Source organism: Agromyces sp. GQ35, from assembly GCF_059758475.1.
The window spans coordinates 1,490,765-1,509,570 of sequence record NZ_JCAXEO010000001.1 but is presented as its reverse complement, the minus strand read 5'-3'; the positions used below and the strand labels follow the sequence as shown (position 1 = coordinate 1,509,570).

7 protein-coding genes are annotated in these 18,806 nt (G+C 69.2%); 1 reads left to right on the top strand and 6 read right to left on the bottom strand.

Translation table 11 applies throughout. The features are described 5' to 3' along the window. Positions 1–2: 2 nt before the first annotated feature. The 6 genes from AC6CH0_RS07055 to AC6CH0_RS07030 all read right to left on the bottom strand — a co-directional run bounded on the left by AC6CH0_RS07055 (position 3) and on the right by AC6CH0_RS07030 (position 15,609). Complete coding sequence (locus tag AC6CH0_RS07055; RefSeq protein WP_498099132.1) at positions 3–3,428, bottom strand: family 43 glycosylhydrolase; 3,426 nt, start codon at positions 3,426–3,428, stop codon at positions 3–5. Positions 3,429–3,540: 112 nt separating this feature from the next. Then, positions 3,541–4,599, bottom strand: coding sequence for a hypothetical protein (locus AC6CH0_RS07050; protein ID WP_498099130.1), 1,059 nt, complete (start codon positions 4,597–4,599; stop codon positions 3,541–3,543). A gap of 4 nt (positions 4,600–4,603) precedes the next feature. Next, positions 4,604–5,239, bottom strand: a complete 636-nt coding sequence (locus tag AC6CH0_RS07045; protein WP_498099128.1) for a hypothetical protein — start codon at positions 5,237–5,239, stop codon at positions 4,604–4,606. A 226-nt stretch (positions 5,240–5,465) separates the two neighbouring features. Continuing rightward, the gene (locus AC6CH0_RS07040) at positions 5,466–8,699 is read right to left on the bottom strand and encodes a family 43 glycosylhydrolase (protein ID WP_498099126.1); all 3,234 of its coding nucleotides are present in this window, start codon (positions 8,697–8,699) and stop codon (positions 5,466–5,468) included. A 34-nt stretch (positions 8,700–8,733) separates the two neighbouring features. Next, positions 8,734–12,891, bottom strand: coding sequence for a beta-L-arabinofuranosidase domain-containing protein (locus AC6CH0_RS07035; protein WP_498099125.1), 4,158 nt, complete (start codon positions 12,889–12,891; stop codon positions 8,734–8,736). A 36-nt stretch (positions 12,892–12,927) separates the two neighbouring features. Beyond that, complete coding sequence (locus AC6CH0_RS07030) at positions 12,928–15,609, bottom strand: LamG-like jellyroll fold domain-containing protein (RefSeq protein ID WP_498099124.1); 2,682 nt, start codon at positions 15,607–15,609, stop codon at positions 12,928–12,930. A 225-nt stretch (positions 15,610–15,834) separates the two neighbouring features. Here AC6CH0_RS07030 and AC6CH0_RS07025 point away from each other — a divergent pair, with 225 nt between their 5' ends. Beyond that, positions 15,835–18,804, top strand: a complete 2,970-nt coding sequence (locus tag AC6CH0_RS07025) for an immunoglobulin-like domain-containing protein (protein WP_498099122.1) — start codon at positions 15,835–15,837, stop codon at positions 18,802–18,804. Positions 18,805–18,806: the final 2 nt, after the last annotated feature.

Below are 18,806 nucleotides of genomic sequence, written 5' to 3'. Positions count from 1 at the left end.
GATCAACCGCAGGTGCGGGTCGTGTAGGCGGCGGTGTAGTTGGTCGTCAGCGTTTGACCGGAACCGGCGACGGTCGTGGTGACCTTCGCCGTCAACTGACCGGCGGCCAGCTCGGAGGCGCGCGTGCTGAAGCTCGTCGAGGTGCTCTTGCCGGCTGCCAGCGAGAGCCGCTTCGTGCCGTACTGCGACTCGACGAACACCTCGGCCTGCGTCTCGCCCGCGTTCGAGAGCGAGGCGATCAACGTCGCCTTGCCCGCGATGCAGCGGCTCTGCGCGGTGACCGTGATCGGCGGCTCGGCGGGCGCCTCGACGACGACCGTCGCGGTCACGGTGCGGTTGGCGACGGCGAGCCACTCGGTGTCGGTCATGTCGAGGATGGGGCTGCCGTCCTGACGGAAGTAGACCATGCGGACGCCCGCGTCGCGGGTGCCGTTCTGGGTGACCTTCGCGTGGAACACGTTCAGCAGGTTGCCGTCATCGTCATAGGTGTACGAGTTGTGCCCCGGCCCCCAGTTGTCGGTGTTCGGGCCTTCGTAGCTCCAGATCGGGTAGTCGCGCACGACCCACGCCGCGGGATCGAGCAGGTCGTCGCCCGATTGCCCGGTCGCGAGACCGACGCTGTAGGTCCAGTCGACGCCCGACCCCGAGAAGGTGATCATCACCTTGCCGTCGCGCTGGATCACGAACGGGCCCTCGACGACCTCGGTCGTGTTGTCGGACCAGCCGCGATCGGGGAAGACGATCGTCGAGCGCTCGCCGTCGAGCTGCCACGGCCCGGTCGCCGATGGGGTGACCTTCGCGATCTTCAGCACAGCGGGGCCGTTGCCGGTCGAGGGCACGTTGCGCTCGGACCACACGACGTAGTCGGTGCCCGCGTCTTCGAAGTGGGTCATGTCGAGCGTGATGCCGGTGCCGTAGGTGGTCAGCGGCTGGCCGGCCGCATCGACGACGCGCTGCGGCGCCTCCCAATCGGCACGCACGAGCGGGTCGCCGCCCGAGCGCAGGTGCATCGTGTAGGACTGCACCCCGTTCCATCCGTTCACGTTGTTCGCGTTCGCGGCGAAGAGCAGGTACAGCTCGCCGTCGACGACGTGCAGCTCGGGCGCCCACAGCTGCGAGCCGACCGGGGCGGCGCCCGAGAGCCCGATGCCGAGGATCCGGTTATCGGCGGCGGTCGCCAGACCCGCGATGGTGTCGGCGCGGCGGATGAAGAACTCGTCTTGCCCGTTGTCGTCGGTCGAGATGAACAGCCAGGTCTTCTCGCCGTTCGGCAGCGTGTACCGCAGCATGTGCGGGTCGGCGCGGCGAGTGGCGAGCGGGTAGACCGCGTCGTTGCGCTGCAGGGTGCCGGTCGCCGTGTACTCGCCGGGGGTCGTCGTGTCGACGGCCGACGCGTCCCAGTCGACGCGGAACTCGTGCGTGCCGCCGTCGGAGTAGTCGGCAGTGACCGTCTCGGGGAGTTCGAGCTGCCCGCCCGCCTCGACCTCGACCGTCGCGGGACCTTGAACGCCGGTGTTGTGCACGCGGCCGAGCAACTGCCCGACCGCCTGCGCCTCGCCGGCGGTGAGCGGGATGATCGACGCGCTCTCGGCAAACGCGACGCCGACGGCACCCGTGCGTCCTACCGGCTGCTGACCGACGCCGTGGAAGTCGACCGAGGCGAACGCCGCGGTGGTGCCGGTGAGCGAGGATCCGGTCGGGCCGGTCCACACGACCCGGTAGGCGTCGGCCCGGGCATCCCATTCAGCCGAGACCGCACCCGACGCGCCCTGGCCCGGAAGGGGCAAGAAGTCGAGTTCGGTCCAGTGCACGAGGTCGGGCGAGGTGAAGACCAGTGCGCCCGAGGCATCGCCCGCACCCGCCGCGTCGACCCGGCGTGCGATCAGGCCGAAGCCCTCGTCGCCCTTCAGACGGAACAGGTAGGGGTTCGCGAGGTAGCGCTTGGTGCCGTTGCTCGTCTCGGTCATGCCGGTGACCTTCGGGAACACCACGCCGGCGCCCGAGTTCAGCGCGGTGTAGGTGGTGCCGTCGGCGCTGAGGGCGAGGTGAGCGGTGCGCGTGACCTCGGGGTCATCGCCCCCGCGGGTGTTCTTCGTGGTCGAGTAGCTCGCGAGTCGCTGCGCCTGCGCCTCGGCGATGCGCACGTCGAATCGTGCGTTCGCCGTGTCAGGGGCGGTGCCGACGACGGCCTCGAGCGTCGCGTCGTTGAGACCCGACTCGGGGGCCGAGCCGATCGCCCCGCCGTCGACCGAGCCGGCGCCCGATACGTGCGACCACGTGACCGGCAGGCCGAGCACGGTGGCCGGCAGGGCGTAGCCCTGCTCGAGCACCGACGGCAGCACGATCGCAGCAGCCGCGCGCTCGGCCGCTTCTGCGGCGGTCGGCGCGGCGAGCACGGTCACCGCGAACTGCTTCGTCGCGGTCGCGCCGCGAACGGTTGCGCTCGCGGTCAGCGTGACCTCCGTGTCGGATGCCGGTGGGCTCACCGTGCCGTCGGCGGCCACGATTCCGGCGGGCGACGACGACCAGGTCACTCCCCCGCTCGTCGGCAGCACGAGGTCGCCCTCGACGGCCGCGAGGTCTTGCGCGTTCGCCGCGCCGAGGTCGACGGCGGCCGCAACTTCGGCCGCCACGTCGCCCGCGTCGGTCTCGGCGATGGTGCCGAGCTCGGCCGCGGTGAGCGCCTCGGTGTAGACCCGGAAGGACGACACCCCGCCCTGATAGAGCGAGTCACCGGAGTAGGCGCTCTTGCCGAGGTAGTTCATGGTGTGCGTCGTGAGATCGCTGAGATTCGTCGTCGAGTCCGTCTTCGCGGCCACGAGCGCGCCATCGATGTACAGGCGCAGCGTGGAGGTCGTTCCGTCGGCGTTCTTCGCGATCGTCGCCGCGACGGACTGCCACCGGCCGGCAGCGAGCTTCGTGGTCGAGGTGACCGACTGTTCACCCGACCAGTTCGTCTTCGAGATCGCCAGTCGCGGCGCCACGGGCTGGATGAAGAACTGGCCGGTGGAACCATCGCCTGACCCGCCGATGTTCCAGAGGAACTTCCCCCCGCTGAGCGCGATCGGGTTCGTCTCGACCACGATCGTCGCCGCCGCCTGACCCGCCAGCAGCCCTTCGGGCAGCTTCACGTGGTTCGCGCCGTTCAACTGCAGGAACCCGCCGCGCCACGCCTCGCCGCCGACGACCGTGCCATCGTGCCCGGTGCCCGAGAGATCGTGGGCGATCGTGCCCGACGACTCCGAGAAATCGTACGACGCGATCAGCGAACCCGGAGTGACGGCGGTCGCCGCACCCGGCCCCGCCAGCGCAAGACTGCTCGCCGCGAGCAACGCGCCCGTCGCACCGGCCACCCAGCGCCGCGCACGACGCTCAGCGGGTGACGCCGTTCGAATCGGTGTCTCTCGAATCGGTGTCTCTCGAATCATCGGTGATCCTCCAGTGCAGACGGGCACGCCGAGCAGGCGTGCAGAACGAGCGCCACGAGACCATCGGCCTCGGCGCGGAACTGCGAGTCGAAACAGCGAGCCCTCTGGCAAGCTAGGAAGTCGCTTCCAGCCCTCCTGCGGCGGAGTCTTGACGGCCCGCTTCACGGGCCTCGGCGAGCAGCGTGTCGAAGCGGCGCTTCGAGCGCCCGCGGCGCCAAGCGAGCGCCACGATGATGAGAGCGAGCCCGATCAGCACCAGCAACTGGGGCCAGGGCACCGCCCACACGAAGATCGAGGTCGAAGCTGGGGCGACCTCTGCGGTGTCGCCGCCGACCGTGGTGACGGTCGGCGAGACGACGATCTCGCCCGCGAATCCGAAGAGCGGCCAGACCTCGTCGAGGTCGGCGGTGAAGGTGTGGTGCTCTCCGGGCAGGATGTCTTGCTGGCGCTCGGCGTCGGCGGGGAAGGCGACCTGCCTGCCCGCGATGTCGACGGTGCCGCCGACCGAGAGCCGGACATTGCCCTCGTTCACCACGTCGAACGAGACGGCGACGTCACCGGGATGCAGGGGGTTCCACGACGTGCGGTACTCGGTGGCGACGTGCTGCACCGAGAAGGCGGGCTCGAGCTCACCCGTCACCTGCGTCATCACCCGGAACCCGACGCGGCTCTCGACACCGACCGCTGCCCCGTCACCCGAACTCGTCGACATGACGGAGGCGGCGATGCCCGCCGCGTGGTCGCCAGGTTCGGCGTTCTCGGGCACGGTCACGGTGAACGGCACCACGACGGTGCCGGCGGGCGCGACGGTGACCGATTCGGGCAGGCTGATCCAGGTGCCCGCGTCGACGGACGGCTGCCCGGACGGCAGCATGTCGAAGCGGCCGTTGTCGTTGTAGAACCCGTCGGCCGCCGACAGCACGAACGTGACCTCTTCGGCGCCGAGGTTGCGCACCGCGAGGAAGTCGTCGACGCTCGCACCCGGGTCGATCTCGTGCTCGACCGAGAAGCGCCCGTCGGGCCCGGAGGCATCCGACGGCGTGACCGACCACGACACGGGCGCCGCTTCCTCAGCGGCGGCGGGACCCGCGGCCGCGAGCACGCCGCCGACGCCGACCGAGAGGACGGCGGCGACGGCGGCGAGCGCGCGGCGGAGACGAGATCGGTTCACGTGCTTAGAGCGCGTCCTCGAAGAGCGAGAGCGTCAGCGTCGAGGTGTAGGCGCCGGGAGCGACATCGACCGCGGTCTTCAGCACGAGGCCGGCGTTGGCGGTCCACTGGCCGGCGGTGGCCGCGGCCTGCGAGTCGGTCAGGTTGAGCGCCAGCAGCTCTTCGCCGACGAGACCGACGTTGTTCGGCGTCGTGGGGTCGAGCGACGTGTCGACGGCGGGGCCCTCTACCACGTCGTCGCCATTGGCCGGGTTCACGAGCGCCGGCGCCCAGCCGAGGTGGTCGGCGGTGATGTCGGGCTGGCCGGTCGCACCGACGAAGCTGCTCGCCTGGCCGGTGACGTACCAGAACACGCCAGCCGGCACCTCGGTGCGCGTGTCGGTGACCGTCACGTTGGGCAGTGTACCGGTGAACTGACGGTACGAGGCGTTCGAGCCGGTCTCGGCGAGGCTCGTCGCGTTGGCGTCGACCGTGAGGCTCAACGCGCCGTTCTCGACGGCGGCGATGTCGACGTTCACGTCGACGTCGGATCCGCTCGTGGGGTCGGGGTACGCGGCGAACGCCGCGCTTCCGACGCCGACGAGCATGAGCCCGCCGAGCACTCCTGCTGCGGTACGCAGTGCAGCACCTTTGCTGATCATGTTGTCTCCAGTTTCCTCGGTCGGCGCATGCCGAGCCGTTCCGTCGTGCAGCAGGGGGCTGACACGTACGCAGTGGTGGCTCTGGTCGCGACCGAGGTCGGCGTCCTTGCCGGGTACGGCCCCGCGAGGGGCCAGGTGTTCTTCGCCAATGTTAGCGGGAACATTTCTAGCGTAGGGATGGTTCCGAGCACCGTCAAGGCGCTCCCGCATTTCGCGGAACGACATGTCAACCACACTCCGCCGCTGCGTACGCCGCTTCGACGGGCGCCTGCGAGACGTTCGACGACACCGCCGTCACCGTCCCGGCCGCGATCGACTTCTGACGGGTGCTGAAGACGAGCGACGCGGCCTTGCCCGCCGTGATCTCGGCGGTCTTCTCGCCGAACGGTGTGACGACGTGCACCGAGTCCGCGACCGGCGCGTCGTTGCCGATCGTCACGACCAGCGCGACCTTGCCGGCCACGCATCGCGTCGCGCTCGTCACCTGCAGCGCGGAGGCCGGTGGCTCGACGATGACGCGCAGCGTCACGGTTCGGTGCTCGGGCGCCACCTCCTGCTCACTGCTGATCGACAGATCGAGCATGCCGTTCGAGCGCACGTTGACGGCCTTGAACCACGTGTTGCGATCGGGGTCGAACAGGCCCCCAGCGGCCGGGCCGGTGTGTTGCTCGGGGTAGGGCCGCGCGTGATACGCGAGAACGAGATTGCCCGCCTCATCGACGGCGAAGGAGTTGTGGCCCGGGCCGCCCTGGCCGGCCCCGCCGATGCGTCCGGCCGCGGTGTCGTTGGTATCGAGCACCGGGAAGGGCACCTGGGTCCAACTGGCGGGGTTCTTCAGGTCGGCGTCCTTCGCCGCGCGCAGCAGGCCGAGGTCGTAGTACTTGTCGACCGTGCCGCCCGAATAGGTGAGGTAGATGTAGTCGCCGTGCGCGACCATGAACGGCGCCTCGACGATGCCCTGGTCGGCGCCCTCGTTCGTGTCCGACGGCGTCGGCGAAGACTTGCCGTACTCCCACGGCTGGCTGAGGCCGTAGATCTGGCTGAGGTCGCCGTCGATCAGGGGCACGGTGCCCTTCGGCCCCATCGTTGCCTTGGCGACATGGAGCTTCGCTCCGATCGGCATGACCCAGTAGCCCTGGGTCACGCCGTTCTCCTCGCGTTCGAGGTACGACACGTCGAACGCCGCCCCCTGCAAGATGGTCGGCTCGCCCCAATTGACCGGGTCGACGAGGCCGCCGTTGCGCAACGACTGCTCGGTGCCGATGTACGGAATGAGCACCGTGTTGTCGCACCAGCCACCGGTCGGCGCGTAGCCCCGGTTCATGCCGGCGACGATCCACCACTGGTCGTTGATCCTGTGGAACTCCTGCGCCCAGATGTAGCCGCCCCACCCGTAGAAGGTGTTCGGGTACTGCGCCTGCCGGCCGGGTGTGCCGGCATCCGGGTCGATGACGATCTGCTCGGGCGCGTCCTTCAGGCCCTCGATCGTCGTCGCGCGCTTGAGCCCGATGCTGCGGTAGGCGTTCGCATCGATGAGCGCGCTGTTCGGGGCATCCGACGGAATCGAGTAGTGCGAGCCGGTGAGATACCAGTAGCCGTCGTCTTCGTTGAAGAACAGGTCGGGATCTGCCCGTGCGTCGTTGACCATCTGCTCGGCGACCTGCCGCACGGTGCCGTTCACCTCGTAGGTGCCCGGCGTGCTGGTGTCGACGGCAGCGAGCTCGTCGTCGTTCCAGGCGACGGGCAGGTTCTTCGTCGACCCGTCGTTGTACTCCATGGTCACCGTCGCGGGCAGCGTGTCGGCACCCACCGATGCACCGTGTTCGACCTCGACATCGGCGATCGCGGCCACTCCGGTGTTCTGCAGGTCGACGTAGTTCTCGAAGAACACCGCGAACTCGGCCTTCGACATCGCGAACGAGCCGGCCTGGGCCTGTGTGATGAACGAGGGCAGCCCGTCGCCGTCGACTCCGAGTGCGATGGCGTCGGCCCTCGTCGCGGAGGTCGGCACGGCAGCGGCCGTGAGCTCGTCGAGCTGGGCGACACGCCCTTCACCGGTGAGCGCATCGGTCCAATACGCCTTGTAGGTCTCAGCCGCGGCGTCGAACACGATGCGCGGATCGGCGACGATGGAGCCGTCGGCCGAGACCTTCACCGTGCGCTGGTTGCGGAACGTCGCGCCATCGGCGGCATCCCACACGTAGACCGAGTCGGTCGCGTTGTTCTGGGAGGCGACGGCGCCGAGCGTGCCGTCGGCGAAGCGCAGGAGCGACGGCGAACCGAGCTGTGCGTTCGGGTTCGCAGACTGCGTGCCGCTCCACACGGCGGAGAGGATCGCCTGCGACCTGTTCAGCGGTTCCCAGGTCGTGGCGCCTTCTGCACGTGCCGAGACGAACAGCGAATCGGCGCGGCGGTCGTCGTTGTACGCGAGCGGGTCGTCTTTGACCCCGGCAACGGTCGTCACGGTCTTGACGTACGTGGCGACATCGCCGCCCGCGTCGAGGATCTGCGTGTCACCCGTGACCGCGGTCGCGACACCGTCGATGGTCGCCGTCACGGTCACCTCGACGGGTCCGGACTCGGGGCGGGTGACGGTGCCGTCCGCGGCGACGAGCGATGCCCCGTCACCGGAAGCCTGCCACGTCACGGACCGGCCGAGCACGCTCGACGGCAGGTCGCCGGTGACGCTCGCCGGGATCGCGAGTGCCGCCGCCGGATCGCTCGGCGCGGTCGGCACGCCGAGTTCGTCTGGCGTGAGCGCTCGGGCGTGGATGCGCACGTTGTCGAGCAGGCCGGAGAAGTACTCGCCGCTTCCCCAGTTCGCCTTGCCGAGCTGCAGCACGCCCCCGGCAGCGCCGAGGATCGTCGACAGGCTCTCGCCCGCCGTGTTCGTCGCGACGAGCCGTTGGTCCACGAACAGGCGGGCCGTGGCGCCGGAGAGGACCAGGTCGACGTGCTTCCAGCTGGTTCCCGTGTTCGCGACGGCGAGGTTCCCGGTGGTGACACGCACGCCGGCGTTGTCGTACCGCTCGACCGTGACGCCCGCGGTCTTGTCGAGGAAGCCGAGGTAGTGCTCCTGCTGGTAGGCCTGCGTGGCCGCGCTGCGAGCGGCGAACATCGACCATCCCGCATTGCCTGTGGCATCGGGCTTGCTGTCGTACGAGATCGTGACGTCGTCGAGGCCGGCGAGCAACGGACTGCCATCGGGTTTCGTGACGTTCAGCCAGAAGCCGCTGCCGACCCGGGCCGCCTTGCCACTCGGCCCGTCGACGAGCGCGGCGGCGCCGTGCGTCGTCGCGACCGCACCGCCGCCGTCGAAGCTCGACGAGCCGGTCTCGAATGCGAAGTCGGCCAGCAGCGCGTCATCGGCTCCCGCCGCCATCGCCACCGACGGAGTGAGGAGGCCGAGGCCGAGGGCGAACGTGACGGCACCCGCCAGCAGTCCTCGCGTACGTCTCATCTGCATGGTCTCCCGTTCCGTCGCCGTGGTCGACTCAGCCGCAGTTGCGGGCCGCATACGCGGCCGCGATCTCGGTCGAGCGGAGTGCGCCGGCGACGGTCGCGGTCGCCGTGACCGTCACCGCGCCGGCATCGACCGACGCGGCTCGGGTCGAGATGGCCTTCGTCACCGACGCCCCGACGGCGAGGCTTGCCGTCGCCGTGCCGAAAGCGGATGCCGCGACGAGTTCCACCGGCACATCGGCGCCGTTCGTCGCCTTCACGACCACCACGACCTTGCCCGCCACGCACCGGGTGCTCGCCTGCGCGGTCACGGCGAGCTCGGGCTCCGCTGCTGCGCGCACGATCTGCAGGGCATAGGTGACGCTCGTCGTGTGGTCTTGTGCGCGCGCCTCGATCGACACGGTCGTCGGGGCATCCCCCGGCGTGAGCGTCACGGTGCGCGGCTCGGTGTCGTCGACGAGGACGCCGTCGACGTAGACGAGCCCGCTCGGCACGGCCGGGTCGAGGTCGAGCTGCACGCTCGTCGCGCCGAGTGGCACGGTCGCGGAGTACTCGTGCGTGCCGGGCGTCAGGGCGGGTGTGAGCCGGCCATCTGCGACCTCGAGCTTCGAGAGCTCGGCAGCGGTGGCGTACTGGTTCGTCGACGAGGTGTACAGGCCGAACAGGCCGCCCACGTAGCTCGTGCCGTTGCTCTGGAAACGCACCGTCACGACGGGGATCTTCTGCCCAGCGGCATCCAGCACGTAGTTGCCCGACTGGTCGCGCTTGAAGCTGTCTTCGGCGGCGATGCCGTCGAGGATCGCCTGCGGGATCTCGTCGTACTGGAGGTACCAGCTCGTCGCACCGTTCGCGTTCGTCACCCGCTCGTGCTTCAGCAGCACATCGTTGAGGTAGACATCGAAGGTGCGCCCGTTGTCGCCGCCGTAGTACCTGGCGGCCAGGTAGTTCTTGGGCAGCGAGGGGTCGACGATCATGTCGTACTGGAAGAACGCCCCGGCGGCGGGCGGTGCGTGCCGGAAGCTGTTGCCGTTGAACACGCCGACGGTCGAGTTCGAGAACGCGTAGTTCTTGTCGGCCTCGCTGTTGTTGTCGTCGAACGAGGTGAGCGAGTCGATCGTCGTCTCGTCGACGCGCAACTGCTGCTTGCGCTTGAGGATCAGCGCTTGCGCTTCGGCCGAGTCGGGCTGCACGAGCGTCATGTAGGTCGCGTAGCGGGCGTCGTAGAGGCTGTAGTACGGCTCGAAGGTGAGCGCGGCCGAGGTCGCGTCGACCCCGTGCAGCTTGAACCGCATGGTCGTCATGCCGTTCGCGTTCACCCCGTCGGCGATGCGCTCGATGTTCGTCGCCGCGTTCGCCTTCCACGCGGTCGTGTCGGCCACGACGACGTTCGAGTTCAGCGACTTGTCGGCGACGCCCATCTGCACGAGCACTCCGGCGGTGTAGCTGGCGTCGACGTTGCTGCGGCTGAGTTCGGTCGCGAGCAGCACCGGGCCGTACTTGAACGCGACCCAGTTCGGGTTCTCGGTGCCGTCGTCGACGGTGACCTTCGCGGGCAGCGAGTACTCGATCTCGTCACCGCCGGCGACGGGCAGCGTGACGTAGCCGTCACTCGTGAGCGCCGCGGCATCCGTCACCTCGCCGTTGACCGACAGTGTCGGGGCCGAGGCGACCCAGCTCGGCACGCGCAGCTTCAGCACGGTGCCGGCCGCGACCGCCCCGCCGTCGAGGGCCGCAACCGTCAATCGCACGGTCGGGCTGGCCGGCACGTCGGCCGTCTGCGTGAGGCGCAGGTTCTGCGCCGCCGACCGCAGCTCCGAGCTGCGGAACTGATTCACGTACACGGATGTCTCGTCGCTGAAGTAGATCGAGTCGTTCAGCTTCGTGAAGCTCTCGATGCCCGTGCCGTGGTCGCACCAGAACTGGTCGAGCGGAGTGCCGAAGATCTTCGCGTAGCCCGAGGTCTGCGGCTGGAAGTAGGTGACCATGCCGGTCTCGGGGCTCTGCGAGGCGAGGATCGTGTTGATGAACGTCGACTCGTAGTAGTCGGCGTACTTCACCTCTTTCGTCACCGCGAACAGGGCATGGCTGAGCTTCAGCATGTTGTACTCGTTGCATCCCTCGGCGGTGGAGTTCTCGCCGTAGCCCGAGGTGACGCCGTTGGTCGCGAACTGGTACAGCGTGTCGGCGCCGTGGAAGTGCTCGGAGTGGCTGTTCGCTCCGTTCGCGTAGGTGTGGTCGTCGATCACGATCTGCCAGAAGTTCTCGGCCGCGGCGCGGTACATCGGCAGCGCGTCCTTCTCGGCTTGCGTGAGGGTCGCGTAGAGCTCTTCGTCGTCCATGAAGAGCGTGTAGCGCTTGAGCGCACCGATGAGCTTCGGGATGGTCGTGTTGGCGTGCTTGCCGTTCAGCACGTCCTGCCCGTTGGCGAGCGCCTGGAAGAGCGGCACCTCGTCGAAGTACTCGGCCGCACGCTTGTGGTCGGCACTTCTCGTGATGCTGAAGAGCTCGTAGAGCGCCTCGTTCATGCCGCCGTACTCGGTGCCCAGAATGACGGCGGGGTTCGAGAGCGATGCCGCGTAGTTCTTCACCCAGGAGCCGAAGCCGGATGCCACGGAGATGGCTTTCGCCGAGACCTCGGCCGGGGCGTACTGGTGCGCGTCGATGAGCCCAGCGAGCACCTTGTGCAGGTTGTAGAACGGCACGAGCAGCCCGTCACGGCCGCTCGGCAGCGCGTTCAGCGGGAACGGCGCGACGTACCCGGCACTGGAGGGATTCGCGGCCGCCCAAGCATCCTGACAGCGCTCGAGGCCGTCGACCGCGGCAGTCAGTTTCGCCAGCAGCTGCGCCTTGACCGAGGCATCCGTCGTGGTCGCGTAGGCCTGCGACAGGGAGGAGATGTAGTGGCCGAAGAAGTGGCCCTGGAACCGGGTGCCGGTCGCGCGCTCCCACCCGCCGTATCCGGTCGCGGTCGTCGGGGTGAGGCCCGCCTGCACGTACCAGGAGTAGAGGAACTTCTCGGGGTCGAGACTCAGCAGGTAGTCGATCGTCTTCTGGTTGGCGTTCTCGAGGTAGTCGTCGGCGAGCGTCACGTTCTCGAGGCCGGCATCCGAGAGGTACTGAGTGGATGTCTCGCCGGCGGGTTGCACCACCAGGTCGAAGTCGCGGGTGACCGCCGCACTGCCGCCGTAGCTCGCGCTCGCGCTGAGGCGCACCGGGGCCGCAGCACCGTCGGGCCGGGTCACGTGCGCGGTGCCGCCGTCGATCGAGATCACGCCCTCGTCGGAGGAGGTCCAGGCGATCTCACTGCCGCCGGCGCCGGTGGTCGGCACCGAGAAGTCGACGGCCGCGCTCTCTGGGAGGGTGATCGCATCGAGATCGCCGCGTGCGACGGTCGCCGGGTCGAAGCCGGGGATGCCTCGCTGCGTGAGCGTCACCACGTCTTCGACGGTGGCGACCCCGTCGTACAGGGCGTATTCGTCGAGCAGGCCGTTCAGGTGCGAGCCGTTGTAGGTCGGGCCGTTGTAGCCGATGGTCTTGGTGCTCGTGCTCTCGGATCCGAGCACGCCGGAGGCGGTCGCGCTCACGGGGACCTTCACGATCGCGGGCTGGCGGATGCCGTTGCGGTAGAAGGCCACGGCCTTCGTCTCGTGGTCGTAGCTCGCCACGACGTGGGTCCACTGGCCGGTCGGGAAGAAGGCTGCGCGGTCGGCCTCGACGGCGACCTTGTACGGCTGGCCGGCCGACGGGCCGATCGACAGCGCGAGCGGCGTGGTGGCGTTCTCAGAGGTGAGGTACCAGCCGTCGGAGTTGTACGTGGTCTTGCTCCAGGTGAACGTCTGCTCGCCGCTCATTGCGGCGCTCGGGTTGACCCAGAACGAGACGGTGAGGTCTTGCGGCTGCAGGTACGAGGCCGTTCCGAGCTTCAGCGCCGTGGCGCCGTTGAACGAGAACGCCTGGCCGTCGATGCCGGTGGCGAAGCCGGCGACGCCCTTCTGCAGGCCGACGTTCGCGGCATTGGCGCTCGAGTCGGCGAGGTCGCCGTCGAAGTTCAGTTCGAGCACCTTGGATGCCTCGATGCTGAGCTCGCCCGTCGCGGCGGCAGCTGGCATCGCCGACGTGACGAGCCCGCCGATGAGCGCGCCGATGGCGGCGATCGCCGCGATGGCGGTGGTGCGAACCGGTTTCGACATGGGAGTCCTTCGGTGTGATGGGAGCGAGAAGAAAGGTCAGTTGCAGGCGCGTGCCGAGAACGCGGCCGTCTGCGTGCCGCCGGCAGACGTCGCCTCGACGCTGCCCGCCGGAATGGAGGCGAGGCGAGTCGCGAACGTCAGGCTCGTGGCCTTGCCCGCACTGAGTTGCACCGTCTTCGAGCCGTATGGGGTGGCGATCGCGATCTCGGCGGAGGTCTCACCGGTGTTCGCGGCCTTGGTGACGAGCACGACCTTGCCGGCGACGCAGCGGGTGTCGGCCAGCACGGTGAACGAGGGCCCCGCTGGCGGCTTCACGATCACGGTCGCGTTCACGGTGATCGCCGCGCTGCTCGAGAGCACCCGGTCGGGCGCGTTCCACGCCGTCGAGCCGCCGGCGCCGACCCACGTGTCGAGGTTCGCGGAGTACGTGCTCACCGTTCCCGTGATCGGGTACGTGCCAGGGGTGTCGAGATCGACGGATGCCTCGTTCCACGCGACCGGCCGGGGCGCCGTGCCCCGGTCGTAGGCGAGCACGACGTCGGCGGTCGCCGGCAACGCGTCGGCGAGTTCGCTCGGCTCGCTGCCTGCCTCGATCTCGATCGAGCCGAGGTCGGAAGACACGGCGGCCGCGGCATCCGCTGACCGCACCGTGTCGTACTGCGCCTTGGTGAGCGAGATCACACCGCCGTGCTTGGTGCTGGGAGCCATGAAGAACGAAGGGTCGTTCAGCTGGCTCCAGCCCGCGTCGAGGTTCGTGGTGGTCATCGGCCGGTAGCCGGTCGAGGGGATGACGTCGACGTAGAGGTACCAGCGTTCGTCGCTGTGGCTCTTGAAGACAGCAGGGCCCTCGACGCCGCCGGCATTGCCGCCGGCCCAGGCCGCGCCGATCGCCGACTGCAGCTGGGTCCACGAGGTGCCCGGCTCCCACCAGCGCTCGGCGGTCGTCGACTCCATGTAGATGCCCTTGCCGAGGCCGTTGTCCTTCGTGATGCGGTAGGTGGTGCCCTCGTTCTGGATCATCGTGGTGTCGATGGCGTTCGCGCCGGTGTCGATGAACGACCCGCCGTAGGCGTAGGTCTGCTGGGTGAAGTCGGTCGTGGCCCCCCACAGCACCTCGTTGTGGCTCGCGCCGGTGTGCTCGGGGTTGTCGTAGCGGTTCGACGACCAGTACATGACGAAGGCGCCGCGGCCGTCGGGGAAGTAGTCATCGACCCAGGTCGCCTCGGGTGCCCAGGCCATGCCGAGCTCGGCGACCTTGCCGCCGCTCGCGTCGAGTGAGACGTCGAGGCTGCGTGGCTCGCCCCAGCTCACGAGGTCGGTCGACTCCCAGACGAGCAGCTTCGTGCTGCCCTTCGTCGTCCAGTGGCACCAGCTCGTGCACGAACCCGCGCCGCCGTCACCGCCGAACACCCGCAGGTCGGTCGCGATGATGTAGTAGGTGCCGGTTTCGGGGTTGCGAGTGAGATACGGGTCGCGGATGCCGGTGGTGCCGAGTTGCGACGCGAGGATCGGCTTGCCGTCGTTCAGCGGGTCCCACTGCTCGGGGTCGTCGCCGCGCGAGACGTCGAGGTAGATCTTCTCGGCGTAGCCGGCCGAGTCCTCGATGAAGTGCACCATCAGGTAGCCGTAGTCGTCGTTCGCGGCAGCGGCAGGGGCGACCGTCACGGGGATCTCCTTCGATACGCTCACGCCGCGCACGGTGGCCGTCGCGGTCACCGTGCCGCTGAGCTCCGTCGAGCCCGGCGCCGGCTGCACGGCCTGCAGGGTATCGCCCGCCGCGCCGAGCGCGAGGCCGGCAGACGGGTTCGACCAGCTCATCGCGACGCCGGCCGGGGTGGGCAGGGTGATCGACGAGTCCGACATGGCGATCGGCTGGATCGAATCGAGCGACGCCTGCGCGCTCGCTTGGAACGACGACGCGTGCAGGCTGCCGTCGGCGTCTGACACGGCGGCGACCTCGGCGGCCGACAGTGCGCGGTCGTACGCCCGGAACGTCGACACCTCGCCCCGGTAGAACGAGTCGGGCCACGGCGAGCGGCCGATCGCGTTGAGGGTCTGGGCGGTGATCGACGCCGGGGTGAGCGCGGTGGCCGTCTGCCCGACCCGCACTCCGTCGATGTAGAACGAGATCGTGCCGGCGGCACCGTCGATCACCGAGGTGACGCTGTACCAGCGATCGGGCACGAGCGCCGAGGCCGCGCGGGCGTTCGCCTCTCCGCCGTTGCTCGCGGTGGTGATCGCGGTGCGCGCCAGGTCTTTCAGCGACGCGAAGTAGTACGAGGTGGTGCTGTCGTTGCCGATGTTCCAGAGAAAGTGCCAGGTCGAGGCCATCGCGGCGTCGAACTTCGTCTCGACGGTGATCGTCGCGGACTGCTCGCCGGCGAGCAGCCCATCGGGCAGGCGCACCCAATCGGCCGTGCTGGTCTTGGCCCCGCCGGTGAACCGCAGCGAGGATCCGGTCCAGAGGGCATCGGTTCCGTTGATGACCGTGGCCGGACCGAGCGATGACGAGCCGCCCGCCGTATTCGCCACTGTGCTGCCGGTCGTCTGGGTGAAGAGGTACTCCGCCAGCAGGCCGTCGCGCGGGGCATCTGCCGGCGCGGCATTGGCCGCGGCAGGAAGGAAGGGACCGGCCGCGGTGACGGTCGCCAGGAGGGCGGCGCCGAGGGCGAGTGCAGCGGCACGGAACGCGCGAACGGTGGGGGCATGCGTCGACATTGACAGCTCCTCGAGCCTACGACTTCGGTGGCGGGGCGATACCGGCGACATCCTTTGTTACCGGTAACGCCAGACCGTAGCACAGAGTCGTGAAGCGACGCCAGAAGATTTCGGCAGTCGAGCACTTCGTCCACGATCCTTGGTTTTGCGGCAATGTGTCCGGTAACATTCGAGCTCCCGGCGATCATCGTCGGCCCTCCGTCAATGGCGACTACAAGGAGACCCATGCGCCCGTCTGCCGCCCTCCCCCCAACTCGTGCGCGACGACTGCTCGCCGCGGGCCTCGCCGGCGCCGTGGTCGCGGGCCTGTGCGCCACGGCTCCGCTCTCCGCGTCGGCCGCTGAGCTGCCGCCCGTCACGGCTCACTACGACATGTCGCACGCGGGCGGTGCACTGCTCGACATCTCGGGCAACGGTCGCAACGCCGCACTCAGCGGTCTCACCGATGCCTCGTTCGCCGATGCCGGCGGCGACGCCGTGCTCCGGTTCAAGAAGAACGGCTACGCCGCGCTGCCCAAGGGCCTCGTGACCGCCGCCGATAACGACTTCACCGTCGAGTACACGGTCTCGAGCGAGACCGCCGGCAACCAGTTCGGCTGGGTGATCGGCGACGGCGTCGGCGCATGGAACACCACTGCCCTCGGCAACCACGTGTTCGTCAACCCGCGCTCGAGCGAATCCGCGTACAGCAACGCGGTGCTCTCGGGAATCAGGGTCAAGACGGGCACGAGCAACGGCGAGGTGCGCCTGCCGAACGGCGGCGGGCTCAACCCGGGCTTCACCACCCTGACTCTCGTGGGCAGCGGCAACACCCTCACGCTCTACCGCGACGGCGTGCAGGCCTCGACGGTCACCCACTCGTACGCCATGAGCTCGATCGTGCCGGCCGGCACGACGCTCGGCTACCTCGGCCGCTCGCTCTACGCCCCCGATCCGATGCTGCAGGCCGACGTCACCGACGTGAAGTTCTGGGACGTCGCGCTGAGCCAGGCACAGGTCACCGAGAGCATGCCGACGGCGGCGGCGAAGTCGGCGACGACCGACGCGATGCTGCGCGCCGACCTGCTGCCGACCGTGCTGGCGGGCAACCCCTCTGCCGACGCCGTCTCGCAGAACCTCACCCTGCCGGCATCCGTCAACGGCGTCACGCTGAGTTGGGCCTCGAGCGACCCCTCGGTGATCTCGAACACCGGCGTCGTCTCGCGCGCCGTCACGACCGACACCCCGGTGACGGTCACGGCGACCACCTCGCTCGGCACCACGATCGCCTTCGACCTCACCGTGCTCGCCGCCTCGGCGTCGGCCGACCTCGAAGCGATCTCGCTCACCGCGCGCACGACCGAGAACCTGCCGCTCGTCACGACCGGATCGGTCAACGGCGCGACCATCACGTGGACCTCCTCCGATCCCGCGCTGGTCACGCCGACCGACCCCGGCTACACCGCTCCCGCGGTCGGCGCCCCCGACCCGTTCGAGGGCGGCGGCCTCGTCGACCGACCCGCCTACGGTGCCGGCGACCGCGAGGTCACGCTCACCGCGCACGCAGTGCTCGGCCAGTCGACGGTCGAGAAGACGTTCACCGTCGCCGTCGCCGAGCACGCACGCTCGGCCCCCGACGCCGGCTATGCCGCCGCCTACTTCAAGTCCGACGGCGACGAGAAGATCTACCAGGCCGCAACGTCGGGCAACGACTTCTTCACGTTCTCGCCCGTCAACGGCGGCGCCGCGGTGATCACGTCGACGACCGACACCAAGGGCCTGCGCGACCCGTACATCCTGCGATCGCACGACGGCGACAAGTACTACATGGTCGCCACCGACCTCTGCATCGGCTGCGGCACGGGCTGGGGACCCGCCCAGTCGGCGGGCAGCCTGAAGATCGAGGTCTGGGAGTCGGTCGACCTCGTGCACTGGACGCGTACGAACGGCATCGACACCGGCATCACGATCAACCAGCCCGAGGCCGGCATGACCTGGGCGCCCGAGGCGTACTGGGACGACGAGCTGCAGTCGTACGTCGTGTTCTTCGCATCGCGCCTCTACTCGGACGCGTCGCACACCAACACAGACAAGCTCTACGCCCGCATGTTCTCGGTGCTCACGCGCGACTTCCGAACCTTCACCTCGCCGCCCGCGACGTGGCAGGACACCGGGTACGCCCGCATCGACTCGACGGTCACCAAGATCGACGACTACTACTACCGCTTCACGAAGAACGAGGAGGGCGGCGCCGCCGGCACGCTCGAGGCCGGCAAGGACATCTTCCTCGAGCGATCGAAGGTGCTCACCGCGCCGACGACCTCGTCGAGCTGGAGCGCCGACCCCGCCACGACGTGGCAGCTCACCGACACCCACATGACGAGCCTCGAGACCGGTCAGGCCGGAGAAGGACCCGAGATCGTGAAGCTCAACGAGGGCGACCCGAACAACACCTCGGGCGACGGCTACGTCTTCCTCGTCGACAACTACGGTGCCGGCGGCTACCGCGCCTTCGCGACGACGGGCGCCGAGATCGCCTCGAGCTCGCAGAGCGACCGCATCTCGCAGCGCTCGAACTGGAACGTGCGCCCGGTCGGCGGGTTGCCGGCGAGCCCGCGGCACGGCGCGTTCGTCAGCGTGCCGCAGACGGTGCTCACGGCCATGCACGACTGGACCGGAATCACTGCCGTCGCGTCGACCACGCAGCTGACCGCCGACGGCCGTGACGTCACGGCCGAAGTGGCCGCCGCCGACGCCGGTGACATCGCCGGAACGGTGACGTTCTCGGGTGGCGACTGGAGCACCACCGTGCCGCTGCAGAACGGCACGGCGACGGTCACCGCTCCCGCCGAGGTCACGTCGGTGACCGCGACCTACGACGGCTACCGTGATGCCCTCGTGGCCACCTCCGCCTCGGAGCCCGTCGAACTGCACGGCGACCTCGAGCTCGACGCCACGGCGACGACCCGGTGCGTCGCCGGCAAGGTGCAGCTCGTGGTCACCGTGCACAACGCCGACGACGAGCGTGCCGCGGTCGCGATCCAGACCCCGTACGGCGGCAAGAGCGTCGCGATCGCCGCCGGTGCCTCCGCCTCGGCCGCGTTCGCGACACGCGCGGCGTCGATCGCGGCGGGCTCGCTCACGCTGACCGGCAGCACCGCCGGCGGCAGCACCTTCGAGGGATCGTTCAGCACCCCGGCCGCTCACTGCGGCTGAAC